This is a genomic window from Phycisphaerales bacterium (assembly GCA_016716475.1).
Lineage (GTDB): Bacteria > Planctomycetota > Phycisphaerae > UBA1845 > Fen-1342 > JADJWG01.
Genome location: JADJWG010000002.1, coordinates 157,729 through 183,242, shown reverse-complemented (window position 1 = coordinate 183,242; position 25,514 = coordinate 157,729). Strand labels below are relative to the sequence as shown.

Below are 25,514 nucleotides of genomic sequence, written 5' to 3'. Positions count from 1 at the left end.
TGCCCGTGGCGCACCGCATGCCGCTGCGACGACGGTCCGGGAGCCCCAGCACCGTTGCACGATCCAGCGCATCCGGTTCCAATGTTCGATATGGAACGCAAGAATAGACCAGCGAACGAGTTGCGCCCGATTGAGATCCTCCGTGGCTTTACCCGTCAAGCCGCCGGATCCGTGCTGATCCGGCAGGGTGGTACCCATGTCCTCTGCACGGCCAGTATCGAGCAGGGTTTGCCGCCCTGGCGTGAACCGAGCGGGCGCGGCTGGGTTACGGCAGAGTATGACATGCTCCCCGCCGCTACCTCTCAACGTCGCGCGCGTAACCGCACGAAGATCGACGGTCGCACACAGGAGATCCAGCGCCTGATCGGTCGTTCCCTGCGCGCGGTCGTCGATATGCAGGCCCTTGGGCCGCGCACGGTCATCCTCGACTGCGATGTGCTGCAAGCCGACGGTGGCACCCGTACAGCGGCCATCACCGGCGCGTGGATCGCGCTCGCCGATGCCGTGCGTGTCGGTGCGGACGCGGGCTGGTGGGGGCCCGGGGTGCTGACCGCGGGTGTCGCTGCGGTAAGTGTTGGCCTGGTAAACGGTGAATTGCTTCTGGATCTCGACTACGCCGAGGACGCGCGCGCCGCGGTGGACTGCAATCTCGTACTTACCACGCGCAATGAATGGGTCGAAGTGCAGGCAACCGCAGAGGGTCGCACGTACAGCGATGATGAGATGCTTGGGATGCTGGCTCTCGGCCGGGCGGGAATCACGGCGCTGTTCGCGCAGCAGCAGGCGGCCCTTGCAGCGCCGCTGCCGCGGGCCGAGGTGAGTATCCTGTGAACAAGTGTATGTCCCTGCTCTGGTGGCACCGCTGCACAAGCCGGTTTGTGGGTCTCCTGGCGCTGAGCGTGGGCGGTCTGACCTTGTGTGGGTGTGAAACCACGGGGGGCGGAACGGCCTCAGGTGGAGGTCTCCTGGGCGGCAGCCCCGCCGAGGAAATCTGGTCTATCCGCTGCATCACGCTCACCGGTCCACAGCGGCACGCGCTCGCCGATCAATACCTGGAAGCGCTGCGCCGCGTGAATGGGTTGCGTCGTAACCTTGTTTCCGTGGTTCACGACGACGACGGAGCCCACGTCTTTTACGGCCGCTATCGGCGTGTCTACGCGCCTGACGGCACACCGGTCGGCTACGAGCCGGACGTAAGCCGTGACTTGCGTTTTATTCAGGAACTGGCCCTGCAAACCAGTCTCGCCCAGGAAGTCCTGCCTTTCCGGCTTGCTTCCATGGATGTCCTGCCGACGTTCCGCTCGTCCCATCCGGAGTGGAACCTCGAAGATGCGGACGGCCACTGGTCTCTGCACGTCGCGGTCTTCTATAACACGCACGATTTTCAAACCCGTCGCTCGGCCGCGGAGGAGTATTGCCGTCTGCTGCGAGAAGCCGGCGAGGACGCCTACTTTCACCACGGTACCGCCAACAGCTCTGTCTACATTGGTACTTATCCCGCGGGCGCCGTCCGCACACTCCGGGAACAGGATGCCTTCTCGGGTGAATCCCGTACACGCATGGTAATCGTGGACGAGCGCATGCGGGCCGCCCAGCAGCGCTTCCCCGAGAGTCTCCAGAACGGCCATCGCTTTTCGGAGGTGGTGACACGCCGCGGGCGTGATGGCCGTATGGAGCGAATCACTCTGCCGAGTCCGTCGTTTCCGGTCGTAATCCCCAAGGCACTGCAAAGGGAGGAGTAGCCGGGGATGCCCGAGATTCTACTGGCCACCCATAACGCGGGTAAGCTCCGCGAGTTGCAGGCCCTGACCGTGGATACGCCGCTGGTCTGGCGCACCCTGCTGGAGTTTCCGGACCTCCCCGAGGCCGAGGAGTATGGCGCCACCTTCGCCGACAACGCGCGGATCAAGGCGCTGTTCTACGCCACCCGCACGGGCCTGCCAACCTTGGCCGACGACTCGGGCCTCGAGGTCGATGCCCTCGGCGGCGCCCCGGGCGTACACTCCGCGCGCTATGCTGGTCGGCAACGCGACGATGCCGCGAACAACCGCAAGCTGGTGGCCGCTCTCGCGACGGTGCCGCTGCCACTGCGCACGGCCCGCTTCCGCTGCGCCATGGCCTTCGTGGAGGGCACCACGGTCGTCCTCGAAACAACCGGCACATTCGAGGGGCTGATCGTCGACACGCCGCGCGGCACCCATGGCTTCGGGTACGATCCGCACTTCTTTGTACCCGAGACGGGCTGCACTTCGGCCGAGCTACCCCCCGCCGAAAAGAACACTCGCAGTCATCGTGGGGCGGCGCTGCGCACCATGCTGGGCGAACTGGCCGCGCTCTACCGTGCGCGTGGCACCTGGCCCTGACCGGTGGGAAGCACCTCAGCGCCGGGCGTAGTTGCCCTTGGGCGGGAGTCGACCTAGCATGCCGCGGCGGCAGCGGCGCACGGTTTCACGGCAACCAAAACGGCTGGAGGCCCGCGTACTCCCATGACCCCGGAACCCCATCAGATCGTCGCGGTCTTCCAGGGCTCGTTCGACCCCGTAACCTTCGGCCACCTTGATGTGATCCGCCGTGCCGCGCGGCTCTTCAACGAGCTCGTCGTGGGCATCGGTGTGAATCCCGACAAGGAGCAGCTCTTCACCCCCCAGGAACGACTCGCACTGCTCGAACCGCACGTTGCTGACCTGCCCAACGTGCGCGCTGCCACCTACAGCGGCCTGACGATTGATTTTGTGCAGGCGTGCCGGGCCCAGGTCCTCGTCCGCGGGATCCGTGACATGGCGGACCTAACCAAGGAAGTACAACTCGCCAACCTCAATCGACTCGTCGGTGGCGTCGAGACGATCTTTATGCTGACAAGCGAACAGCACGTATTGACGTCCAGCACCTACATCCGGCAGATTTACGAAATGGGCGGGGGTGACATCTCCCGGGTGCAGCAACTGGTCCCCGACAATGTCGCCCGACGACTCGGCGAGGCCCTCGGACGCCGGGAGCGACGATGACCCCGCAAAACGAGCATTCCTCCATACCCACGCAGCCAGCACCATTAGCCACGCTCGCATGGCTCGTCGTGGCACTCGCCGTGACCGCGGTGCTGTACTACGCAGCACCCTACTTGTTGCCGGTCCGGGTGACCGAGGGTCCGTTGCTGCAACTCCCCGATACCGACCGTGCCATGCTGGTGTGGTACACCTCCCGACCCGTCGAATGCGTGCTGACGGTCAGGATTGACGGCACCGAGCGCCGGGTGCCGGTCCTGCACACTGGCAGGCGCCACGTCGCCCGGGTGGACGGACTCGCGCCGCAGACACTCCACGAATATCGTATCGAGTCCAGCGGACGGGTCCTGTTGGCAAATCGCGCGTTCCAGACGAATCGACCCACCGGCACCCGCTTCGCCTTCGTGGTAACGGGTGATACCGGCCGTGGCGGCCGAACCCAATTCGATGTCGCGCAGCAGATGCAGGCCGTGCATCCCCCCGCCGACTTCGTGCTGCACACGGGCGACGTCGTGTATCCGGACGGTGCCCGGCACCGGTACGAAGCGCGCTTCTTCGCGCCGTATCAACAGATCATCGCGCGGATCCCATTTTGGCCAAGTCTGGGCAACCATGATGTCGACGGTCGTGGACCGGGTCCGCCCTATGCGGCTCACGGCTATCTCGAGGTATTCGAACTGCCCGAGAACGGTCCCCCGGGCCTACCGGCTGAAATGAGCTACTGGTTCGATTATGCCGACTGCCGCGTGGTAGTGATCGACTCGAACCTGAACGCGGACCTGCTGCGCGCGCACGTCGCGCCATGGGCTCGTGAAGTGCTGGCCGCATCTGGTCCGCGCTGGCGCTTCGCAGTGCTGCATCACCCCCCCTATACCGGCGGCAAGTACGGCGACGACAGGCGATTGCAGGACATCCTCGTACCTGTTTTTGACGATACAGGCGTCGATGTCGTGTTCACCGGCCACGATCACAACTATCAGCGGATCGGCCCCCTGCGTAGTGGCCAGCCCGCCGAAGACGGTACGCTCTACATTATCAGTGGGGCTGGTGGCGCGCGGCTTTACAATATCAAGGAACACGGCACCACGGCCCTGCGCGCCTCCGACGACTCCATTCACAGCTTCACGCATGTCATCGTCGAGACCGACACCCTGGAGTTGCACCAGATCGATCGGTTTGGCCGCACGCTCGACAGCTTCCGCTTTCCCAAGCGGCCTGAACCTGCATTTGGCGCCACGGCCCACACGCGCCCCTAGCGATTCGTCGGCCACCACCGCGGGGTATCATGGTCGGTACAGCGGTTCAAGCGACTCGTACGTCACCCGCTGCCGCACGCTCAGGTTCGCGTAGTACTTGTGTCGGCGCGCATCGGGACGATGCTCGGCCGCAATCTGTGCCGCCGCAGCGCTCGCCGCCGGCACCGTCCTGAATCCGCCGCCACCTACCGCCGCCAGCAACGCCGCGCCCAGCGCCGAACCCTCCTCCGATTGCATGACGGCGCAGCGGACTCCGTAGACGTCCGCCTGCAATTGACGCCACCATGCGTTGCGGGCGCCGCCGCCCGCTAACCGGACTTCCCGAATCGGCACCCCCAACTCACGCATGAGTTTGATCTGCCGCCCCATGCCCAGCGTGATGCCTTCCAGCACCGCGCGCAACAACGCGCCGCGCCCCTGGTCGCGCCGCAGCCCGATGAATGCGCCCACCGCGTGCGGGTGCGGATACGGGCAGCGCTCGCCCGTGAGGTATGGGTGAAAGAGCAAGGCACTGTCGGGGGCCGTCGCGGCTTCCGTGATCATCGTGGTGTAGAGCGCATCACGTTCCGCGGGCGTACGTGCCTTCCGCAACGCATCCGCACAGAAGACCTCGCGCGCCCACTGCAAACTCCCCCCGGCCGCCAGCATGCAACCGAAGACGCACCATGCCCCCGGCACGGCATGGCAGAACGACTGCAACAGCCCCGCTTCGTTCGGAACGGGCGCTTCGCTGTGCGCGAACACCACTCCGCTCGTGCCCATGGTCGCCGACACCACGCCGCGCCGCACGACCCCGCAGCCGACCGCCGCCGCCGCCTGGTCGCCGGCTCCGCCTACCACCGGTGTCCCGGCCGCAAGCCCCGTGGCGCGCGCCGCCGCGGCAGTGAGGGTGCCGATCACGGCGCTGGATTCCACCACCGGCGGCAGCAATGCGGCATCAAGCCCGAGCTTGTCGAGCAGCTTCGTCGACCAGGTACGCCGCACGACGTCGAACAGCAGCGTCCCGGAAGCGTCGGACACTTCGCAGCACAGCGCATCCGTCAGGCGGAAGTTCACGTAGTCCTTCGGCAGCAGAATCGTGCGGACCTGCTTGAATGTGCGGGGGTGGTGCTTGCGCAACCACAATACCTTCGGCGCGGTGTAACCCGTAAGGGCGATGTTCTGCACCATGCGAATCAGGGCCGTGCGGCCGCCCGCGCGGCGCTCAATCTCCGCACATTCAACCCCGGTGCGCTGATCGTTCCAGAGCAGTGCGTTGTGCAGCACTCGACCCCGGGCATCGAGGAACACGCTCCCATGCATCTGCCCGGAAAGCCCGACCGCCGCCACCTCCGTACCGTCCCGACGGGATTTGCGCAGTACCGCCCGCGTCGCACTGCACGCGGACTTCCACCAGTCGTCCGGGCGCTGCTCCGACCAACCCGGGCGCGGGTACAGACTGTCGTGCCCGGCTGTCGCCGTGGCGAGCACCTTGCCGCGACCGTCGATCAGGAGCGCCTTGGTACCACTGGTACCGACATCGATGCCGAGGTAGATCGCCGCCATGGACGGTGCTCCAGAGCTGTTTGAGGGGTTCGACGCTGTTCGCCGCGCAGGCACGACGCCTTTGCGTGGTGTCATTATGAATCACGGCGGCTGCGCGGCAAGTGTGATGCCAGCCGGCTGCGCTCAGCGCGCGGGACGGCGCAAGCCCGCGTGCGGCTCCATGGCGAGATCGGCTACGTTTCCCGCCTTCCACTGGTGGTACCCCTGCGCCGCGATCATCGCTGCGTTGTCCGTGCAGAAGCGCGGCGGCGTCAGGTGCAGCGCGAGCTGCGCCACCGCGCAGGCCTCCGCCAGCGCTGCGCGCAACGCCGAATTCGCGGCCACACCGCCCCCCACTACAACATGACGAACGCCAACCTGTTGAGCGGCTGCGACGGTCTTTTCTACAAGCGTGCGCACCAGCGCGGCCTGAAAGCTCGCCGCAACATCCGCCTTCTCCTGTGCCGACAGGTGGTCAGCAGAGCCGTACTTCCGACCCGGACCGTGGACGTGGTACAACACCGCCGTCTTGAGCCCGCTGAAGGAGAAGTCGAGGTTCCCCGGACTACGCAGCGCGCGCGGAAACGGGATCGCCTCCGGGTTTCCACCACGGGCGAGGCGGTCGATGAGTGGCCCGCCCGGGTACCCCAGTTCCAGCAACATCGCCACTTTGTCGAACGCTTCGCCGGCCGCATCGTCGAGTGTCTGCCCGAGCAGCTCGATCGTCAGAAAATCCCGTACGTGGTACAGCGAAGTGTGCCCGCCGCTGACCACCAGCGCCACCGCCGGCCAGGGCGCAGGATCGGTAACAAGCGCTGCGCTGGTGGCATGCGCCGCGATATGGTCCACGGCGATCAGCGGCAGTCCGTGAGTGAGCGACAGGGTCTTCGCCGCCGTCACACCGATCAGCAGCGACCCGACGAGACCGGGACCACTCGTCACGGCGACCGCATCGAGGTCGGCGAGGGTAGTCCCCGCTTCCCGCAGCGCCGCTGCGAGCAGACCATCGATCTGCTCAAGGTGCGCCCGCGCCGCAATTTCCGGAACGATGCCCCCATAGCGTTCGTGCAAGGTGACTTGTGAACTGACGATGTTGCTGCGCACCGTGCGCGGACCAGCTACCACGGCGATGGCGGTCTCGTCGCACGAGGTCTCAATCCCAAGGATCAGGCCGGTGGGCATGGAACTTCGTTTTCAGGCGCGGCCGTAGAGCCCGCCAGGCGGACGGGCACCCACTGGCACCCCGGCCGCGCCGGGCATGCTTGCGGTGCTACCGTCAGCACGCCCCTCACGAGGTCCTACGCCAGGTTCATTGTCATCAGGAACAGCCGGTTCGCCTCGACCTTGGACAGGCGATTGCGCAGCAGGTCGACCGCCTCGACCGGGTTCATGTCGCTCAGCACGCGCCGCAGCATGTAGATCTTCTCAAGCTCCTGCTCGTGCAGCAGCAATTCTTCCTTGCGCGTGCCGGAGGCCGGAATGTTCAGGGCCGGCCAGATGCGCTTGTCGACCAGGCGACGGTCGAGGTGCAGTTCGCTGTTGCCGGTACCCTTGAACTCCTCAAAGATGACTTCGTCCATCTTCGAGCCGGTATCGACGAGGGCCGTGCCAATGATCGTGAGACTTCCGCCCTCCTCGATGTTGCGGGCGGCGCCGAAGAAGCGTTTCGGCTTCTGCAGGGCGTTGGCATCCACACCACCGGTGAGGATCTTGCCGGAGTGCGGCACCTCGGTGTTGTACGCCCGCGCCAGACGGGTAATGGAGTCAAGCAGGATCACGACATCGCGCCCATACTCCACCAGGCGCTTGGCCTTGTCGATCACCATTTCGGCCACCTGCACGTGCCGGCTGGCGGGCTCGTCAAAGGTCGAACTGATCACCTCGGCCTTGGTGGCGCGCTGCATCTCGGTGACTTCTTCCGGGCGCTCGTCGATCAGCAGGATGATGACGTAGGCATCGGGATGGTTTGTTGTGATGGCGTTGGCCATCTTCTGCAGCAGCACCGTCTTGCCCGTGCGCGGCGGGGCCACGATCAGCATGCGCTGGCCGAAACCGATCGGCGTGACCATGTCGACGATGCGCATGTTGATTTCTTTGGGTTCGGTCTCGAGATACACCCGGCGGTTCGGGTGCAGCGGTGTCAGGTCCTCGAAATTGGTCTTCTCGGTGACCGCTTCCGGCGATTCGTAGTTGATGGCTTCTACCCGCAGGAGCGCAAAGTACCGCTCGCTCTCTTTGGGCGGCCGGATCTGGCCCGCCACGACATGCCCGTTCCGCAGACCAAAGCGCCGGATCTGCGACGGACTCACGTAGATGTCGTCCGGGCACGGCAGGTAGTTGTACTCCGGGCTGCGCAGAAATCCGAAACCGTCGGGCAGTACTTCCAGGACCCCCTCCCCGTAGAGCAGCCCGTTCTGGCTGATGCGGCGCTTCAGAATCTGGAAGATCAGGTCCTGCTTCGGCAGGCCAACGAACTCCTCAATCCCCTCCTCCTTCGCGACGACATGCAGATCCTGCACCGTCATCTTCTGAAGATCGGTAATGTGGAGTTCGCCGCGCTTGATTCGCTCGTACTTATCATGGGTGTCGCGGTCCGGGGGTTCGTCGTCGCCCGCGGTCTTGGCCGCCCGACGCGGTCGCTGGGCCGGAACCGCATCCTCGTCGTCGGTCTCTTCCGCAACTTCGGGGAGACTCTCCGTTGCGACAAACTGGGAGGCGTCTTCCTCGGTGGCGGGGGTAGCTTCCGCCTTTTCTTCGGTTTCCTCGGGCATGCTCTCCATGACATCCTGGAGACGCTTTTTGCTGCGAGGGCTGCGTGCAGGTGACTTTGCCATACTGAACTCCACTTCGCCTGATACGCGGACCGCCCACATGGGTGGTCCCCCGTTCCAGGCCAGCCCACCGCATGATTTGCGTATCCGGGCTATGCGTATCGAACTGCGATTGCCTGAAGAATGTCGGCCACCTGCTGGCACAGGGCCTCTGCCGGTCCGTCGTTCTCGACTACGAAATCCGCCCGGCGGCGCTTGTCTGCCAAAGGCATCTGCCAGCGCTCACGCCGCGCGACTTCCGCGGCCGTCCACCCGCGCTCCGCCTCCAATCGCTGCAGTCTATGTAGATCGCTTGTGTTTACGAACACGATGACATCGCATTCGCGATCAAGGTTGCGTTCGAGCAAAAGCGGGGAATCGACGATGATGGCCTTGACTGCAGGAACTCTCGCAACGCGTTGGATAATATCGGCGCGCCGCCGGGCAATCAAGGGGTGCACCAGCGATTCCAATCGCCGTTTCTCCGCCCCCGAATCGAAGACCCGCTCGGCCACACGCCTCCGGTCCGGCCGGCCATCGGCCGCCAGGATCTCCGGCCCCCACCACCGGACCAGTTCGGCCACCACCTCCGGCTCAGCCAATACCGCGTGCCCCAGCCGGTCGGAATCGATTACGACACATCCCTGTCGGCCGAATTCCACTGAGACGGCCGACTTCCCCGAGCCGATGCCCCCGCATATGCCGATCACGGGCTTCCGATGCTGCACCTGTTTCAATCTCGCTACGGGCTGGCTACGACCCCATCTGGGCGGCATTCCAGTAATGCCGCCCTTCCGCCAGCCATGGCGCAGATCCGTGCGACGCTTCACCATGACACGCGGGCAGCAAGGGCTTGTCGCGCGCCGCGGGCGGGTTGTCAACGGCCCCCGGCCGACTAAAGTAACCACTCCGCCGGAGAGCGCCTCCGCGGAAGCGTGCCCGAATACACCACTTCGCCCCGGTTAAACGGAGCTCGGTATGTCCCGCCCCATCCGCGTGCTGGTCGCCAAGATTGGTCTCGACGGCCATGACCGCGGTGCCAAGCTGATTGTGCGCAATCTGCGCGACGCAGGCATGGAGGTGATCTACACGGGCCTGTGGCAGACCCCGGCTGCCACCGTACACAGCGCCTTGCAGGAAGATGTGGATGTGCTCGGCGTCAGTCTGCTCAGCGCAGCGCACCTGACCATTATGCCTGAGCTGCGGCGCTTGTGCGACGAGGTGGGACTGCTGCAACTGCCGATCACCGTCGGCGGCATCATCCCCGAAGAGGACCATGCCGCCCTGCGCGCGGCGCGTATCGATGGGATCTTCAACCCCGGCACGCCGATGACAAAGATTATCACGGCCATGCATGAACTCGCCGTGCGGTATCGAGCCATCCGCGAACAACTCGGCCCGCCGGACATCGCCACACCGACCGGCCTGGCGCGCGCCATCACACGTATCTCGGCGGGTACCGAACCGGCCGTTATCCCACCCGGTGAGCGACGCCCCATCCTGCTCGGCGTGACCGGCGCACCGGGTGTAGGTAAAAGCACCTTCATCGGCAAACTTGCCCGCGGCCTCCGCGCGCGCGGGCGCCGTGTCGCGGTCATTGCGGTTGATCCCACCAGCCCGTTAACCGGGGGTTCCGTCCTCGGCGATCGACTGCGGATCATGTCGGCCGAGCCCGATCACAACCTGTTTGTCCGCAGTCTGGCCTCCGAAGGTACGGCCGGTGGACTGGCCCCGCACTGCGCCGAGATCGCCGCACTGCTGAACGCAGCCGGTTACGAAATCGTGCTGATCGAAACCGTCGGCGCTGGCCAGAACGACACGCAAGTGCGCCTGGTGACCGACCAGGTGCTCCTCCTGCTGATGCCGGGCGCAGGAGATGCAGTCCAATTCGCCAAGGCGGGAGTCTTCGAAATCGCCACGGGTTTCGTCCTCAACAAGTGCGATCTGCCGGGCAATGAGGTGACACTGCGTCAACTGCGGGAGTCGCTTGATGATGAGCGACCGATTTGGCCGGTCAGTTCCTTGCGCAACGAGGGCTTCGATCCCCTCTGCGATTGGGTCGAGGCGCTTCCGGACAGGGCGTAGCGCCCGATCGGTCGGGCGCGAGGTTGAGCTGTGCCCCTTCGCACACTGCCGGAAAGTCTACGCAGGAATGCCGCGATGACGCGCCTGGGCCAATTGCATCATGTGGAGGTCAACGTCTCCAATCTGGAGCGCGCCACCGCGTTCTGGAGTTGGCTGCTCACACACCTCGGCTACACGCGCTACCAGCAATGGGCCACCGGGATCAGCTACCGGCGCGACGACACCTACCTGGTGTTCGTACAAACACAGCCCGCACATCGCACACCCCAGTATCACCGCGCGCGAACCGGTCTGAATCACCTCGCCTTTCATGCGGACACACCGGCGCAGGTCGACGAATTGACAGCGCAACTCGTGGTGCGTGGCGTGACGATCCTTTACCCCGATCGCCACCCGCATGCCGGCGGCCCGGACACCTACGCCGTTTTCTTCGAGGATCCCGACCGGATCAAGGTGGAGTTCGTCGCGCCGGCGCCCAACGCCCCCACAACCGGGAGCAAGCCCGCGTGATCCGATCCGTCCCCCCGGAATCTACGGCTGCCAGTGCGCCCCTGCCACCGACTTTCATGGCCATGGTGCGTAAACGCTGGCCGGTCCGGGTTGCTCTGGCCCTCGCCCTGTTGGCGGCTGCACTGTCGTTCACCGCCGGACTACGCCACAGTTTCGTCTTTGACGAGGCGGCCGACCTGGCCGCTGGTCTCAGCTACTGGCGCACCGGCGACTTCCGCCTCTCACCCGATCACCCGCCGCTGCCGCGCCTGTGGGCCACCGCGCCGGCCGCGCTGTTTTCGCCGTTCTGGCCGGCGGCGGACGATCCTGCCTGGTTGCGCGCCAATGCCTTCGAGTTTGGCCGCACGCTCCTCTGCTACACCCACACACCGTTGGATAGCCATCGGCTCGTGCTCGCTGGCCGCGCGATGCAAGTGTTACTGCTAGCGGCCACGGTTCTCGTCGTGTATGGCATCGGTCGTGATCTATTGGGCTCAACCGCGGGACTGCTATCGGCCACCCTCGCCACCGCCTGCCCCAGTCTGCTCGCACATGGCGGTTTGGTGACCACCGACCTTCCCATCACTTTCGTCCTGCTGCTCGTGGTATGGACGGCCGCGCGCCTGCTGGCCCATCCGTCGTGGCCGCGACTCGCCGCTGCGGCAGCAGCCCTTTCCGCCGCCGTCATCACAAAGTTCTCCTGGCCGCTTGTGCTGCCAGTACTCCTGATCATGGCACTATTCGCCTGGTGGCGATCACGTCGGCAGCGTGCGCTTTCGCCCGCCCTGCTGCTGGTGCTCGCGGGCGCGCTGGCCCTGTCTGTTTACGTTTCCATCTGGGCCGCATACGGCTTCCGGCCCGATGTGCTCAACCCCCCGCCGCGGACGCTCACGGCGGACGAAGAGCGGCAGTACGCTCTGGCGGCGAGTGCCTTGGCCATCCAGTGGAATCGCGCCCTGTATGATCCTGACACCGGGACTCCGCTTCCCGGCTTCGTGCGTGCATTTCTCCGCAGCGCTTCAGAGCAGCGCTGGCTTCCCGACGCTTACCTGCTGGGACTCGCGAAGACACTCTTCTACACGGAGGCGCGCCTCTCTTACCTGTGTGGGGCCTACCGCACTTCCGGTTGGTGGTACTACTTCCCGCTCGCATTCGCCCTCAAGACGCCCGTCACGACGCTTCTGCTGATCGCGGCCGGGCTTGCGGCACTGGCGCTGCGTCGGATGCCCGCACGCGATCCCGTACTGCTGCTCGGACTGCTTGTTTTCGTCGGCCTGTTCGCAACTGCGGCCTGCGCCACACCCGTGAACATCGGCCACCGACACATCCTGCCGCTGTACCCGCCCCTGCTCGTGCTGGCGGGTGGCAGTGTCGCCTGGGTCGCCCAGCGCTGGGGCCGTGTTTGTTTGACGATCCTGCTGCTCGGCCTTGTCACCACCAACGCACTTGCATATCCACACTACCTGGCTTACTTCAACGAACCCTCCGGTGGCCTGCGCAACGGTCACCGCTGGCTCCTCGACAGCAATCTGGATTGGGGCCAGGATCTGTGGCGCCTCCGCGACTATGCCGCACGACACCCGGGCGTACCACTGCGGGTTGCCTATTTCGGCAGCGCGGATCCCACCCGTTTCCTCGCGTGCGAGCTGTTGCCGAGTTACATGCACATAGACCCCGTCACGCCACCCGCGCCCGGCCTCTACATCGTCAGCGCCACGCAACTCTTCGGCGTCTACGATGAAACGCTGCGTGATGATTTCTGGACGCCGCGTGCCCGTGATGCTTTCCACCAAATCGCGCTGATCGCCGGGTCGATCCCGCAGCCCGATGAATCCCCGACCGCCACCACCCACCGCGCCCGAGCCCGCGAAGAACTCCCGCTCTGGCAGGCCCGTCGCCTCGTCAGCCAGCTCAAGCACCGGACGCCCGACGATCGAATCGGTGCCTCCCTCTTTGTCTACCGCCTCTCCGCCGCGGACGTCGACCGCTACATCCAACCCTGAAGCCGCCACAGGTTACGACATTGGCAGCGCCCTGGCGATCACCAGGTAAAGGTCCTCCGACTCGCGCCACGTCTGCACTGTAAACCCCGCCGCTGCGAGCTCTCCTCGTACCACTGGCTCGTCCGGCAGCAAATCGTGCCGCACCGGTCCCGGCAACCCCGCATGAAACGCGTTGATGTTCTCCCGACTGTCACAATGCAGCAAAATCAGCCGCCCGCTTGGCCGCAAGGACCGTCGCAGGTTCGCCAGCGCCGCCCCGCGTGCGCGGATGTGTGGCCACACGTGCAGGCAGAAAGCCACATCGAACCGGGCGACGCCGATGTCGGCGATGCACACATCCGCGCAGAGGTACTGTGCCGCGCCGCCGCGCTCGCGGGCCCGCGCCAGCATCTCCGGCGCAAAGTCGACCGCTGTCACCTCCCCTGGTGCCACCTGTTCAGTTAGCCAAGCCGTCACCTGTCCGGTGCCGCACCCCAGTTCGAGCACCGCCTGTCCGCGGGCCAGCCCCAACTCTGGCGCCAACCCCGCCAGGCGGGATAGGATCGCGGCATGCGGGGGCCCCGCGGTATCCCAGGACGCGGCGGCCTGATCAAAGAAGGCGATGCGGGGATCGAGGTTCAGCATGATGCCCTTCGCGATGGCACCCCCGGAGGGTACACTGTCAGTGTTACGTAAATACAGGTTGTAATAAGCGCCGCGCGGCTGTCAAGCGGTTGTGCGGCACCGGGATGGGTCACACGATGCCATACCTGCTGCGTGGCAGCACCACGTTTACCCACTGCTTCCTCCTGCTCTGCCCTCTGGCTCTGTCCGGTTGTGGCGACAGCCCATCCCCAGATGATGCCCGTCCAGTTGTTGCTGTCGCCAATTCGTACCTCGAAGCGGCGGTGGCCCAGTTCAGCAGCGATTTACGGATCATCCGACTCGCCGAGCCCGGCACCTGCCCCGGCCACTTCGATCTGCGCCCCCAGCAACTCCGCGAGATTCGCGGTGCGCGGGCCCTGCTGCGGTTCGACTTCCAGCGTGGCCTGGAAGAACGGCTCCGTAACGCCCATGATGCAACGGTCGTCTTCGGCACGATCACAATCCCCGGTGGCATGTGTGAGCCAGGTAGCTTTGCGGCGGTCAGCCGCCAAGTCGCGGACACTTTGCAGCGCGCCGGATTGCTGACGGCCGACCACGCGGCCGCACGGCTACGACACTTGGAGGAACGGCTCGTCGAACTCACAACCTGGGCGCGGGAGGAGTTGCAGCGCGCGGGCCTGAGCGGTGCCCCGATCGTCACCAGCTATCACCAGGCGGCTTTTTGCGAGTATCTCGGGCTCACCGTGTCAGCCCGTTTTCGCGGCGCTGAGTCCGCCGGCATCGACGAGATCGAGGCCATTCTCCAGCGTGGGGCCCCTGTACAAATCGTGATTGCCAACCGTCCGGAAGGTGTCCGACTCGCAGAGTCGCTCGCAACACGCCTGGGGGTACCGGTGGTGGTATTCGACAACTTCCCCGCAGACACGCCGAATCCCGGCACGGGCTTCGAGCAACTTGTACGGGCCAACGTGGAGCGGCTCCTCACAGCCACTACAACGGAGCGCTCATGAGCACCACCGCGGTGGAACTGCACACTCTGCGGGTCACTGCGCGGCGGCGTACCTTGTTGGACATCCCAACACTGAAGGTCGCAACGGGTGAAGTCTCAGCCATTCTCGGGCCGAATGGTGCCGGAAAGACAACCTTGCTGAAGGTGTGTCTCGGTCTGCGGCGGCCGACCGAGGGTTCGGTCCGGATTCTCGGCGTCGACGGGAACCGGCTCGGTACACTCGGCTGGGCCCGCCTGCGCTGCCGAATCGGTTATGTCCCGCAACAGCCGCCCACGACCAGTCACATGCCACTGACCGTGCGTGAAATCGTGGCCATCGGCCGCACGGGGCGCCGCGGCCTGCTGCGCGCGCTCAATCGTACGGATACTGCCCACGTCGAAACCTGGCTCGCGCGGCTTGACCTGGCACCACTTGCGCGCGCGTCCTACAGCGAGCTGTCGGGGGGCGAGCAGCGCAAGGTGCTGCTCGCGCGGGCCATGGTGCAGGAGCCGGAACTGCTTGTCCTTGACGAGCCCACGGCCTACCTCGACCTCGGCTGGCGTGAGCGCATCGTCGCAACTCTTGACGCGCTCTACGCAACGCAGCGCCCCAGCATCCTGCTTGTCTGCCACGAACTGGAGGTGCTCCCGCGCTGCTGCACGCGCGTGGTCGTGCTCACGGAGGGGCGCGTGCATGCCACCGGCACGCCAGAGGGTGTGCTCACCGATGAACTGGTGGCCGCGCTCTACGGTCCGGGACTCACCGTTGCGCAGCGCAACGGGCGTTTCGCCGTCCTGCCAACCGGCGAGTGGTCCGAGGAGCCGGCCGCATGATCGATCCCTTCTGGTGGCCGATTCTCGCCGGCGGCGTGCTCTCGGGCATGTCCTCCGGTCTGCTCGGGATCTACGTCGTGGCGCTGCGCATTCCGTTCCTCGCGGTGTGTGTTGCCCATGCGGCGCTTGCGGGTGCCGTGTTCGCCCTGCTCGCGGGCGTGCAGGGCTCGCTCGTGGTGGGCGGCTTCGAGGTCCCGTGGATGCTTCTGCCGGCGCTGGCGGCGGCGGCACTGACGGCCCTGGCCCTCGGCGGACTCGAGGGGCGCGGGGTCCATTTCGACAGCAACATCCTCATCGGTGTTTTGTTCTCGCTATCGCTCGGACTCGCGTTTCTAGGCATTTCACTCTACAGCGCGAGCGGCCGGCCCGACCAGGATGTCGTGCGCGGTCTCCTGTGGGGCTCGCTGCTGCTGTGCCGCTGGCAGGATGTGCGCCTGATGCTACTGGTCGGTGGTGTACTGGGCGTCTTCATCGTCCTGTTCCGCAAGGAAATGCGAGCCCTCATGTTCTCGCGCGAAGTCGCGACTGCGGCCGGTATTCCCGTGGGCCCAATCTGGACGGTGTTCCTGGTACTGACCAGCGCCGTGCTGACGGTGAACTTCCAGACTGTCGGCGGGCTGATGATCTACAGTCTGGTGACGAACCCCGCCGTCGCGGCGATGCAGGTCGCCCGCGGGCACGACCGTATCCTCCTGCTGGCGATCACCTTCGGGGCCGTGGTCAGCATCGGTGGCTTCGCCATCGCGGCCGTGCTCGACTGGCCGGTGGGAGCCACAATCGTGATTTTCTCGTCGCTGCTGGTGGTGCTGGCGGGGGGATGGCGTCGCGTGGTGGCCGGACAAGCATCGCCGTCGGCCTCGGGCCACGCTGATCTTCGCCCCGGCAGGGGCGCCGGGTTGTAGCCACGGGTAGCGCAACACAGCGCCAGCCGTGCGGAACGCATCCCGTGGAACCGGGCACATGCCCGTGAACCTGCCCCGCAGAGGCAGCCCCCCCAACCGCGCATGAGATCAAGTCGCCGCGACACCCATTAAAGCCACGCGCGACCACGCTTCCTGCCAGGGCGATTCAGTACCTCCTCGGGCATGCCACGAGCCATTCCCACGCGCTCACTGCCCTGGATAAACGACCAACCGGTCATGCACCAGGATCACGATATCCGCGATGCCATCACCAGTTACGTCCGCAACCTGCAATTCGCGCGGCTCGGCTCGTGAGTCCGGCGCCCGTGAGAAACGACGCCCCTGGAACACCTGGAACCGCGCTGCCTTCACCATGCCACCATCAGGAAGCGTCGTGACAATTTCCAGCGAGGCCTTGCCCCAGTCCAGCAGCGCCAGATCACGCACACCGTCGCCGTTCAGATCGCCAACCGCCGAGTCCGCCAACCACGCGTCGCGCGAGTCGGTCTCGTACGTGTGCTTCTCGACCAGCGTAGGTGCGTTCTCGTCCGGCACCAGCACCGCAAGCTTGTCTGGATCGGCCAGAACCACCCCGACCCGGCCGCCGTCATGACCGATCGGCAGTGTCAGCATCGCTGCAAGGTCGAAACTGCCTACGGGCATGCTCTGTGCCACGGCATAGGTGTGGTCCGCCCGCTGGCGAAAAACCAGCAGATCGCGCCCCTTCTGCTCGTACATCACCAGAACCGGCTGACCATCGTCCCCCGGCAGGACCGCCAGCCCGCGGATACGCGCATCCGCCACCTCCGGGTTGTACTGATCCACGACAGTCCACTGCCCGTTCTGCACCACCATCGCGCGCGCCAGCTTCTCCTGTGCGAAGAGCACTTCCAGCTTCCCGTTGCCATTCACATCGGCCGTGGCAAACCCGAACGGCTCCGCCTCCTTCACCAGCCAGTCACGCGTTTCCGCGCCCCGTAGCGCAGCGAACGTACCGTCCGCCTGCTGCAGGAAGGCCCGCGGCGCATTGAACCGCACGAAGATCAGCAGGTCGCTCCGCCCATCCTGATCCAGGTCTACAAAGCGGACGCCGGCGGGTTCGTCATCCAGATCCACAATCGGGAGCACCGTCTCGGGGACCTCGCCTTCACCCCGGAGCGGCCGCAGCACCAGCTCATAATCGTCATCTTCATTCCGGGACACGTACGCCATCTGGTCGGCCGGCGCACCCGCCCGCAGCGCCCCGGCCGTGACCACGTACGGCCGGCCACGCGTCGCCAGTGGTGCCGGGAAGGTCAGCCGGCCATCCTCGAACCGCGATACGCCGATCATCCGCTCTTCCGCGCTGGCCTGGAGCACCTCGGCCTGCCCGTCTCCGTCGAGGTCGACCGCCCAGATGTCATTCGTTTTCATCAGGCCCGGGAAGGTCACCGCCGGTCCGAGCCCGCCCGCGCCACCACGGAACAGGATGAGCTGCGCCGCATCCGGGTCCGCCGTCACACAATCGATGAAGCCGTCACCGCCGATATCGCCGAGCGCCAGCGGCCGGCGTTTGCTCGTACCCTTGATCGGATAGGAGTGCATCTGCTGGGGCCAGTCACGCACCCCGCGCAGCGTGGTCGGCAACTCCCAGCGGTAGTGCTTCAAGCGGCCCGTGGCGCGCTCGATGGCGTATACATCACTGCCCTGCTCACCGGCCCGCGGCGGTACCACGGTCACGCTGCGGAAGGGCGGCAGTACCGCCGGGCGCAGCGCCGCCAGCATGCCCTTGGGCGATTGCAGACTCACGTACATGCCATACCGCTCATCGCTTGAACTGATCAACAGGTCGTCACGCCCGTCGCCGTTGAGATCGCCGGTCAGCAGCAGCTCCGGCGTACCGATTCCATGCACCAGCCGGATGGGATTGGCCAAGCCACCTTCCGCCCGCTGCAGGAAGACCAGCAGCGCCTGGTCGCCGCGCACCGCGACATCCATGCGGCCGTCCCCGTTGTAGTCCCCGAGGGTCAGGGCCCCGTTGCTCGGCGCACCCTCGCGCGCCCGGATCAGCTCGGCCGGGCCGAAGCCCCCGTCCGCCAGTCCGGGCATGATCGCGAGATCGCGGCTGTCCGTGAAGGCGACCAGGTCTGCCCGGCCGTCACCGGACACATCCCCCACGTCCAGGGCCACGATGTTGAATGCACAAGGCACGTTGGCACGCCGGAAGTTACCGCGGCTCGGAATCTGGTTCAGCTCGTCGTCGGTTTCCTCCAACTCGACGGACACCCCCGGCTCGGGCTGGTAGAAGAGCTCGATCCGACTCTGCGTCTGGTTCCACACCACGAGGTCCTTGCGGCCGTCGCCGTCAAGGTCCGCGACGCGCAGCAGGCGAATGTTCGGTTTGAGCTTGTAAATTTGCATCTCGCCGAAGCCGAAATGTTGTGGCAATGCGTTGCGCTGTTCGTCCGTGAGGACAGGTTCATCGGCGACGGCACCGTAGAAGCAAAGCAACAGCAGAGTGGAAACCAGCATGCCGCAACTCCTGGCTAAGTGGAAGGTCGCCCATGGCGCGCCACCGCGATACTGCTGGGGCGCATTGTAGGCCACCCCGTCGACCCGGGAAGCCGGCCCTGACAGGAAGTCACAATTCGCAGAGACCCCGGTCCCGGCACAGGGTGCCAGCTTAGCCGCTGGTGAGCCGCTTCATCACCCGCACACGGGCCTGCGCCCGCTCCCGCCCCTCGCGCTCCTCCAGCGTGCCGCTTGGGTGTGTGCCCACCGCCTGCTCAGCGGCCGCGACGATGGCCGGTGTAAGCTCGCTGGCCGCGAGCGCCCGGTTGGTCAACACCGTAACCTGGTCATGCAGCACCTGGGCAAATCCGCCGTCAATGAAATACGCGGCCGTCTGCCCCGCCAAGGTATACCGCAACTGTCCGATGCCGAGTTCGCACATCAGTGGTGCCCGCTCGTGCAGGACGCCAAGTTCGCCATCATGGGACGGGATGACAACCGAATCCGCGGCGGTGTTGAGCACCTCGCGGTCGGGCGTGATCACGACGAGTTGGACACTGCGTTCACCAGCCATGAGCGTGCTTGTTTGTAGAGTCCGAACCGGGCCGCGTCAAGCCGCTCGGGGAGTCCGGCGGCAGACGCGGGCCACGGGCCGTGCGTTCTGTCACCCGTCTATGGCGTATAGGTCAGCGGGCCACGCCAACCCAGATCCCAGCCGAACTGAAGCCAAACCAGCAGCAGCAGGAGCCACGTCACCAGGAATACGACCGAGTACGGCAGCATCATCGAGATCAATGTGCCCATGCCAGCTTTCGGGACGAACCGCTGCATGTACACCAGCACAATCACGAGGTACGAGTTCAGCGGCGTGATCACATTGGTCGCCGAATCTCCAATCCGGTACGCCGCCTGCGTCAGTTCCGGGCTGATCCCCACCATCATGAACATCGGCACGAACACCGGCGCGAACATCGCGTACTTCGCCGACATCGAACCCACGAACAGGTTGAACAGCGCGGTCACCAGCACGAACGCCACGATCAGCGACGCGGACGGCAATGCCGCGGCCGCCAGCCACTGCCCGCCCGCCAGTGCCAGCATGCGGTCGAGCTGCGAATACCGGAAGTACTCGATGAACTGGGCCGCGAAGAATGCGAGCACGATGATCGGCGCCATGCCGGACATCGACTCGTGCATCAACCCCGCAAGGTCACGTCCGCTGCGTACCTTGCCAACCACGGCTCCAAAGACGACGCCCGGCAGCAGGAACGAAAGGAAGATCAGCGGCACAATCACCGCTACCCAGCGCGGGAAATTGTTCTGTGAATCGACCCCGTACAGCGGGGATTGGGGCCACACGCTGAGCGTGATGATGCCGGTCACCAGCACCGCCAGCACCAGCCCCGCCCAGAGCAGCCCCTGCGCTTCCCGGCTCGAAATGTGGCGCGCCTCGGCGACCTCCGCGGCCGACATCCGCCGCGGACCGCCATCCTCCGGTGACTTGTCGCGGAAGCGGCGGTCTACGATCCACGCCGTCACAGCCCAGCCCGCGGCCGTGATCACGAACGTTGAGGCGATCATGAACCACCAATTGCACGTCGGCGCCACCTCGTAGCCCGCGTCGAACACCCGGGCGCCCATCGTCGTGAAGCCCGCCAACATCGGGTCGAGGCCCGTCACCACCAGGTTCGCATTAAACCCCGCCGACACGCCCGCGAACACCGCCGCCACCCCCACCAGCGGAGACCGGCCTACCGACAGGTACAACGCCGCCGCCAGCGGCGGCAGGACCACGTACCCCGCATCCACCCCCAACGACGACATGACGCCCAGAAAGATCATCGCCGGCGTCAGCAGCGGCCCCGGCACGAGTTGCACGAACGCCTTCAAGGCCGCCGCCAGCAGACCCGTCTTTTCCGCCACGCCGATCCCGAGCATCCCCACCAGCACCACGCCCAGCGGCGGGAAATTCATAAAATTGGGCACCATGTTTTTCAGGCACCAGAAAAGACCGTCGCTCGTCAGGAGACTGCGGGGCCGGGCGGCCTCCGCATCACCGGACTCGCCCGTGAGCACCACGATGGGCTCGCCCGCCGCGTCGCGCCGGGGTGGGGCAACGGCGTCGGCATGTTCCGCCGGCAGGAATTGCGGCTCCACGCGCCGCAGGTCGGCCGTCAATTCCAGGATGGGCCGACCCTGCTCGTCTGCGCGCAGGCGAATTCGAGGCGCGCCGGTCTCTTCGTCGATGCGGGGAGTACCGTCTTCCGCGAGCACCAAGTCAAACGTCGCCCGGTACACCCGCGGCTGCACCGACCAGTCGAGCTGAGCTGCGACCGCTGAGAGCAGCATGACCACCGCCGCCCCACCAAGGAACAGCATCGTTGGATCGGGCAACTTGTTTCCGATCCACTCGATCCAATCGAGCAGCCCACGCCGTGGTCCAGGACCATCCCCCGGAGACTTAGCGCCCATGAATCACCTCACCTTGCGACTCGCGGTCGCGACTTCGCGGTTTTCAGCCCATAGAATCGATCGGGGCGGACCCGCAGCACAACAAGACGGTCGGGCAGTCTAACCGCAGAACCGCCCCGCTCGCACCGGCTGCGCGCTGGCCATGGCACACGGGACGAACAGTCCAGAGTTTTTCGTCACCACGCCGGTACGCGTGCGCCGGAATGACCCATCGGTGAGCACGCACGCAGGGTTGGGAAGATTCTGCGCGGAGGCGTCCCGCCGGTCGACGCATGGCAGCGGTCCGTCTACAATCCCAGCGTGTTTGGCCGAACAGGTTAAACGGATGCTTCCTGCGAACGAAGGCAGTGCATCACGTACTCTGCGCGCGCCTGGTTCTCAGCCACCCCTGAGAGGCGGAGCGCGGCGGAAAGGTTGGAATGGAACTTCCTCGCCGCGACCGCGGTGACGAACTGTGTCCCGCGGGCGCCCTGACGGGTGTGCGCGATCGGCTGCGCCTCCTTGCCCGACAGCACGAGCTGGTCACGGTCATCGCCTGTGCATTCGATCATCGCACACGCATGCTGCCCTTCATCTATGCCGACACGCGCATGGCCCCTGCCGGTGTGCGGGCGATCGGTTCGGCCTTGATGGATTCCGGCTTCGCGAAAACGCGCATCGTTCTCCAGCAGTGGAACCCGAATTTCCGTCCTGACGAAATGCAGCTCGACGGCCGCGTGCCCGACCTGTTCCTCGTCTCGAGCATGCAGATCCACACCGCCGCCTGCCACCAACTCATCCGCGCCGCATGCCGGATCGACCCGGCGCACCGCCCCCTGATCATCGCCGGCGGGCCCAAAGTGGTGTACGAGCCGTGGGACGTGTTCGGCGCGAACCCGCGCGAGCCGTGGGGGGCCGATGTGGCCGTTACTGGGGAGGAGTTTGTCCTGCTCAGTTTGCTCGAGCGCCTGCTCGAGCTGCGTGGCCGGCAGGAGTCACTGCGCGCCGCGTTGGTGCGGGCCCGGGACGGCGGAATGCTCGACGACATCCCCGGACTCGTGTACCCCCGCACCGGACCGACCGGCGCGGCGGAGGAGCTGATCGACACGGGGATTCAGCGGCTGGTGGGTGACCTCGACGAGCTGCCGCACCCGGCACTCGGGTACCGCTTACTCGAGCCGCCAAGCCGGGGAACGACCCTGCAACGCCAGGCCCTCGCGCCACAGCAGGTGCGCCGCTACAGTTCAATTGCCTCGCTGGTTCTCACGTTCGGCTGCAAATTCAACTGCCCCTACTGCCCGATCCCCGCCTACAACCAGCGGCAACACCGGGTCAAGAGCGGGGCGCGCGTGGCGGACGAATTTGTGCGGCTGAACCGCGAGTACGGGTTACGGTACTTTTTTGGTGCGGACGACAATTTCTTCAACCACAAGCAGCGCACGCTGGAGATCGTCGAGACTCTTGCGCGGACGGAAATCGACGGCGTACCGATCCGGAAGAAAGTACGCTGGGGCACCGAGGTGACGATCCACGACACGCTCCAACTGCGTGAGCACCTGCCGCTGGTGCGCGCTGCGGGCGTGCGGGCATTGTGGCTCGGTGTCGAGGACATGACCGCCACCCTGGTCAATAAGGGCCAGAGTGTGAACAAGACCACGGAGGCGTTCGGCCTGCTCCGGCGCCATGGGATCTGCCCGATGCCCATGATGATGCATCACGACACGCAGCCGCTGGTCAGTGCGACCGGCAACTACGGGCTGCTGAACCAGGTCCGCCTGCTGCGCAAGGCCGGCGCCATCAGTCTGCAGGTGCTGATGATGACACCCGCGACCGGCTCACGCTCCTATGAAAGCGCGTTTCGCGACGGGCTTGTCTATACCAGCGCGGCCGGCCGGCGTGTCGAGCCCCATATGCTGGATGCGAATTACGTCGTCGCGTCGCAGCACCCGCAGCCCTGGCGCAAGCAGTTCAACATCATGATCGCGTACCTGTACTTCTATAACCCTCTGCGCGCCCTGCTGGCACTGGTGCGCCCCAAGAGCAGGTTGTACCTCGCTGATGCCGCCGTCCAGGTCATCGGCATGTGGGGGCTCACACGCACCATTCGGCGCACCTTCGGCTGGGCCTTGCGACTCATGCGCGGCGATATCCGACGACATGCGGATCTTCCGGCTTGCGCGCTGCCTATGCGGGCGGTGGATGGGAGCGTCGCCGTCCATGCCCTGCCGCGCGCACCCGCCGAATCGCGGGAAGGGCCACAACCCGTGGGGTTGCCCCTGGCCCGGCAGCGGCCGATTGCTGAGTTGTTGCCCACCCCCGTCAGTGTGGTCGAGTCCGCCCCAGCACCGCAAACACCCTGCACCTGAGAATCCATTCCGGCTGGCCCCAACTCACGTGTACGGCTTGGCCTCAAGTTGGCCCCAGGGTCACACCTGCCGGGGCGCCGTCCAGCGGCATTGAGCCGCAGCGCGCGCCCCCGTACCATGCGACCATGGCCGGTGATCTGCTCATCACAATCGAAAGCAGTGTCGGCGTTCTCCGCCTCAATCGTCCGGAGACGCTGAATGCGTTATCCGTGGCGCTGATGGGTGAACTCGCCCGGGAACTGCGTCAACTCGACCGCCACCCGCAGGTGAACTGCCTGCTGTTGCTGGGTGGCCCGCGGGCGTTTGCCTCCTCGCTCGACGTCACCGAAATCGTGGACGCATCGGTCGTCGACATGCAGGCCCGCGATCCTTACGGGGCCTGGGACGTTTTTCACGAGCTGCGCAAACCGGTGCTGGCCGGCGTGGCCGGGTACGCGGTCGGGGCGGGCTGCGAACTCGCACTCGCCTGCGACATTGTGATCGCAGCCGACACGGCCCGCTTCGCGCTGCCACAGACGGGGCTCGGGATCATTCCCGCAGCGGGTGGTACCCAGCGCCTGGCGCGGTGTGTGGGGCAGGCGGTTGCGCTGGATATGATTCTCACCGGGCGGACACTCAGTGCGCGCGAAGCGCTGCAACTCGGGCTCGTGAGTCGCGTGGTGCCGCGCGAGAACTGCGACGAAGAGGCGCTCGCGCTCGCCCGCGAGATCGCCCGACGACCTCCGCTCGCCATTCGGGCCGCGAAAGCCGCAGTGCAGCGGGCTTTCGAGACGCCCCTGCGCGAAGGGCTCGTCTACGAGCGGCAGGCCTGCTACCTGCTCTTCGCGACGGACGATCAGAAAGAGGGGATGCGGGCATTTCTGGAGCGTCGTCCAGCCGCGTTCGCCGGACGCTGAGAATCAGCGCCGCGGCGCAGAAGGGAACCAGATGGCGGGTAGCTTCACCACGCTGGCGCTGGCCGTCGAGAGCGGGGTACTGACCATCCTGTTCAACCGGCCCGATCGGCTGAACGTGTTCGATGCGGAACTGGGGTTGGAACTGGCGACGGCGTTGCGGTCGGCGCAGCGCGACGAGTCGATCCGGTGCGTGCTGCTGACCGCGACAGGCCGGGCGTTCTGCGCCGGTCAGGATATCCGACAACTCGCGGGCGAAATGGGACCGCGCGACCTCGGCACGTATTTGCGCGAAGTCGTCAATCCACTCATTCAGCGCATTCGTGGACTCGAGAAGCCGGTGGTCGCGGCGCTCAATGGCATTGCCGCCGGTGTTGGCGCGAGTCTGGCGCTGGCAACCGATCTGCGGGTTGCGGTGCCGGGAGCGGGCTTACGGATGGCATTCATCCATCTTGGGCTCGTGCCCGACGGCGGTGCCACCTATACGCTGATGCAACATGCCGGGTATGCCCGCGCGGCCGAACTGTGCCTGCTGGGTGAAACCCTGCCAGCGGAAGAAGCCCTGCACTGGGGGCTGTACAACCGCGTGGTGCCGGAAGATGAACTGCTGCCGGTGGCGCGCGATCTGGCGGGCCGGCTGGCACGGCTCCCGGCTGGAGCGCTGGCCCTGACCAAACGCACCCTGCACGATGCGTGGAACGCCACGCTCGATGAACAGCTTGAGCGCGAGGCGTTCGCTCAGAGCACCCTGGCACGTACGGCGGATCATCGAGAAGGCCTCGCCGCCTTCCTGGAGAAGCGCCCGCCGCGTTTTCCAGCCCCCGAGGAGTTGTGAT

General features: G+C 65.8%; 22 protein-coding genes. 14 read left to right on the top strand and 8 right to left on the bottom strand.

Translation table 11 applies throughout. The annotated features are described in order from the left end of the window. Positions 1–81 precede the first annotated feature (81 nt). The 5 genes from rph (at position 82) to IPM18_08290 (ending at position 4,258) form a co-directional block, all read left to right on the top strand. Entirely contained in the window at positions 82–831 is a 750-nt protein-coding gene (rph, locus tag IPM18_08310) for a ribonuclease PH (GenBank protein ID MBK9119591.1), read from the top strand. Beyond that, a complete protein-coding gene (locus IPM18_08305; GenBank protein MBK9119590.1) occupies positions 828–1,742 on the top strand; it encodes a hypothetical protein in 915 nt (304 codons plus the stop codon). The genes rph and IPM18_08305 overlap by 4 nt, the downstream gene beginning before the upstream one ends. Positions 1,743–1,748: 6 nt before the next feature. After that, positions 1,749–2,363, top strand: coding sequence for an RdgB/HAM1 family non-canonical purine NTP pyrophosphatase (gene rdgB, locus IPM18_08300; GenBank protein MBK9119589.1), 615 nt, complete (start codon positions 1,749–1,751; stop codon positions 2,361–2,363). Between the two features lie 123 nt (positions 2,364–2,486). After that, entirely contained in the window at positions 2,487–3,005 is a 519-nt protein-coding gene (gene coaD, locus IPM18_08295; GenBank protein MBK9119588.1) for a pantetheine-phosphate adenylyltransferase, read from the top strand. Beyond that, complete coding sequence (locus tag IPM18_08290; GenBank protein MBK9119587.1) at positions 3,002–4,258, top strand: metallophosphoesterase; 1,257 nt, start codon at positions 3,002–3,004, stop codon at positions 4,256–4,258. The genes coaD and IPM18_08290 overlap by 4 nt, the downstream gene beginning before the upstream one ends. A gap of 27 nt (positions 4,259–4,285) precedes the next feature. On the opposite strand, the gene xylB is transcribed toward IPM18_08290, so the two are convergent. The 4 genes from xylB to IPM18_08270 form a co-directional block, all read right to left on the bottom strand. Continuing rightward, entirely contained in the window at positions 4,286–5,803 is a 1,518-nt protein-coding gene (gene xylB, locus IPM18_08285; GenBank protein MBK9119586.1) for a xylulokinase, read from the bottom strand. A gap of 123 nt (positions 5,804–5,926) precedes the next feature. Next, positions 5,927–6,964 (bottom strand): tRNA (adenosine(37)-N6)-threonylcarbamoyltransferase complex transferase subunit TsaD, encoded by a 1,038-nt coding sequence (gene tsaD / locus IPM18_08280; protein ID MBK9119585.1) that lies wholly within the window; start codon positions 6,962–6,964, stop codon positions 5,927–5,929. Between the two features lie 116 nt (positions 6,965–7,080). Further along, positions 7,081–8,553, bottom strand: a complete 1,473-nt coding sequence (rho, locus tag IPM18_08275) for a transcription termination factor Rho (GenBank protein ID MBK9119584.1) — start codon at positions 8,551–8,553, stop codon at positions 7,081–7,083. Positions 8,554–8,705: 152 nt separating this feature from the next. Next, positions 8,706–9,302, bottom strand: a complete 597-nt coding sequence (locus tag IPM18_08270; protein ID MBK9119583.1) for a dephospho-CoA kinase — start codon at positions 9,300–9,302, stop codon at positions 8,706–8,708. A gap of 268 nt (positions 9,303–9,570) precedes the next feature. On the opposite strand from IPM18_08270, the gene IPM18_08265 reads away from it, so the two are divergent. The 3 genes from IPM18_08265 to IPM18_08255 all read left to right on the top strand — a co-directional run bounded on the left by IPM18_08265 (position 9,571) and on the right by IPM18_08255 (position 13,169). Further along, on the top strand, positions 9,571–10,677 hold the full coding sequence (locus tag IPM18_08265) for a cobalamin-dependent protein (GenBank protein MBK9119582.1): 1,107 nt from the start codon (positions 9,571–9,573) through the stop codon (positions 10,675–10,677). 75 nt (positions 10,678–10,752) lie between these two features. Then, positions 10,753–11,187: a VOC family protein gene (locus IPM18_08260; GenBank protein ID MBK9119581.1), complete on the top strand. Its 435-nt coding sequence runs from the start codon at positions 10,753–10,755 to the stop codon at positions 11,185–11,187. Beyond that, complete coding sequence (locus IPM18_08255) at positions 11,184–13,169, top strand: glycosyltransferase family 39 protein (GenBank protein ID MBK9119580.1); 1,986 nt, start codon at positions 11,184–11,186, stop codon at positions 13,167–13,169. Before IPM18_08260 ends, IPM18_08255 begins: the two co-directional genes overlap by 4 nt. Before the next feature lie 12 nt (positions 13,170–13,181). Here IPM18_08255 and IPM18_08250 read toward each other — a convergent pair whose 3' ends face one another. Next, complete coding sequence (locus IPM18_08250; protein ID MBK9119579.1) at positions 13,182–13,793, bottom strand: methyltransferase domain-containing protein; 612 nt, start codon at positions 13,791–13,793, stop codon at positions 13,182–13,184. A 116-nt stretch (positions 13,794–13,909) separates the two neighbouring features. Between IPM18_08250 and IPM18_08245 the strand changes: the two genes are divergently transcribed. Genes IPM18_08245 through IPM18_08235 form a run of 3 tightly spaced genes read left to right on the top strand, consistent with a single transcriptional unit; the run spans position 13,910 to position 16,478 of the window. Beyond that, the gene (locus IPM18_08245) at positions 13,910–14,764 is read left to right on the top strand and encodes a zinc ABC transporter substrate-binding protein (GenBank protein MBK9119578.1); all 855 of its coding nucleotides are present in this window, start codon (positions 13,910–13,912) and stop codon (positions 14,762–14,764) included. After that, positions 14,761–15,576: an ABC transporter ATP-binding protein gene (locus IPM18_08240; protein MBK9119577.1), complete on the top strand. Its 816-nt coding sequence runs from the start codon at positions 14,761–14,763 to the stop codon at positions 15,574–15,576. Before IPM18_08245 ends, IPM18_08240 begins: the two co-directional genes overlap by 4 nt. Beyond that, positions 15,573–16,478 (top strand): metal ABC transporter permease, encoded by a 906-nt coding sequence (locus IPM18_08235; protein MBK9119576.1) that lies wholly within the window; start codon positions 15,573–15,575, stop codon positions 16,476–16,478. The genes IPM18_08240 and IPM18_08235 overlap by 4 nt, the downstream gene beginning before the upstream one ends. 207 nt (positions 16,479–16,685) lie before the next feature. On the opposite strand, the gene IPM18_08230 is transcribed toward IPM18_08235, so the two are convergent. The 3 genes from IPM18_08230 to IPM18_08220 form a co-directional block, all read right to left on the bottom strand. Then, positions 16,686–18,989, bottom strand: coding sequence for a VCBS repeat-containing protein (locus IPM18_08230; protein MBK9119575.1), 2,304 nt, complete (start codon positions 18,987–18,989; stop codon positions 16,686–16,688). 151 nt (positions 18,990–19,140) lie between these two features. Beyond that, entirely contained in the window at positions 19,141–19,542 is a 402-nt protein-coding gene (locus IPM18_08225; protein MBK9119574.1) for a F0F1 ATP synthase subunit epsilon, read from the bottom strand. A gap of 98 nt (positions 19,543–19,640) precedes the next feature. Beyond that, positions 19,641–21,440 carry an AbgT family transporter gene (locus tag IPM18_08220; protein ID MBK9119573.1) on the bottom strand — a complete coding sequence of 600 codons (1,800 nt, stop codon included), beginning with the start codon at positions 21,438–21,440 and terminating at the stop codon, positions 19,641–19,643. Between the two features lie 419 nt (positions 21,441–21,859). Between IPM18_08220 and IPM18_08215 the strand changes: the two genes are divergently transcribed. The 3 genes from IPM18_08215 (at position 21,860) to IPM18_08205 (ending at position 25,513) form a co-directional block, all read left to right on the top strand. Continuing rightward, complete coding sequence (locus IPM18_08215) at positions 21,860–23,785, top strand: radical SAM protein (GenBank protein ID MBK9119572.1); 1,926 nt, start codon at positions 21,860–21,862, stop codon at positions 23,783–23,785. A gap of 125 nt (positions 23,786–23,910) precedes the next feature. Further along, positions 23,911–24,681 carry an enoyl-CoA hydratase/isomerase family protein gene (locus IPM18_08210; GenBank protein ID MBK9119571.1) on the top strand — a complete coding sequence of 257 codons (771 nt, stop codon included), beginning with the start codon at positions 23,911–23,913 and terminating at the stop codon, positions 24,679–24,681. A gap of 31 nt (positions 24,682–24,712) precedes the next feature. Further along, positions 24,713–25,513, top strand: a complete 801-nt coding sequence (locus tag IPM18_08205; protein ID MBK9119570.1) for an enoyl-CoA hydratase/isomerase family protein — start codon at positions 24,713–24,715, stop codon at positions 25,511–25,513. Position 25,514: the final 1 nt, after the last annotated feature.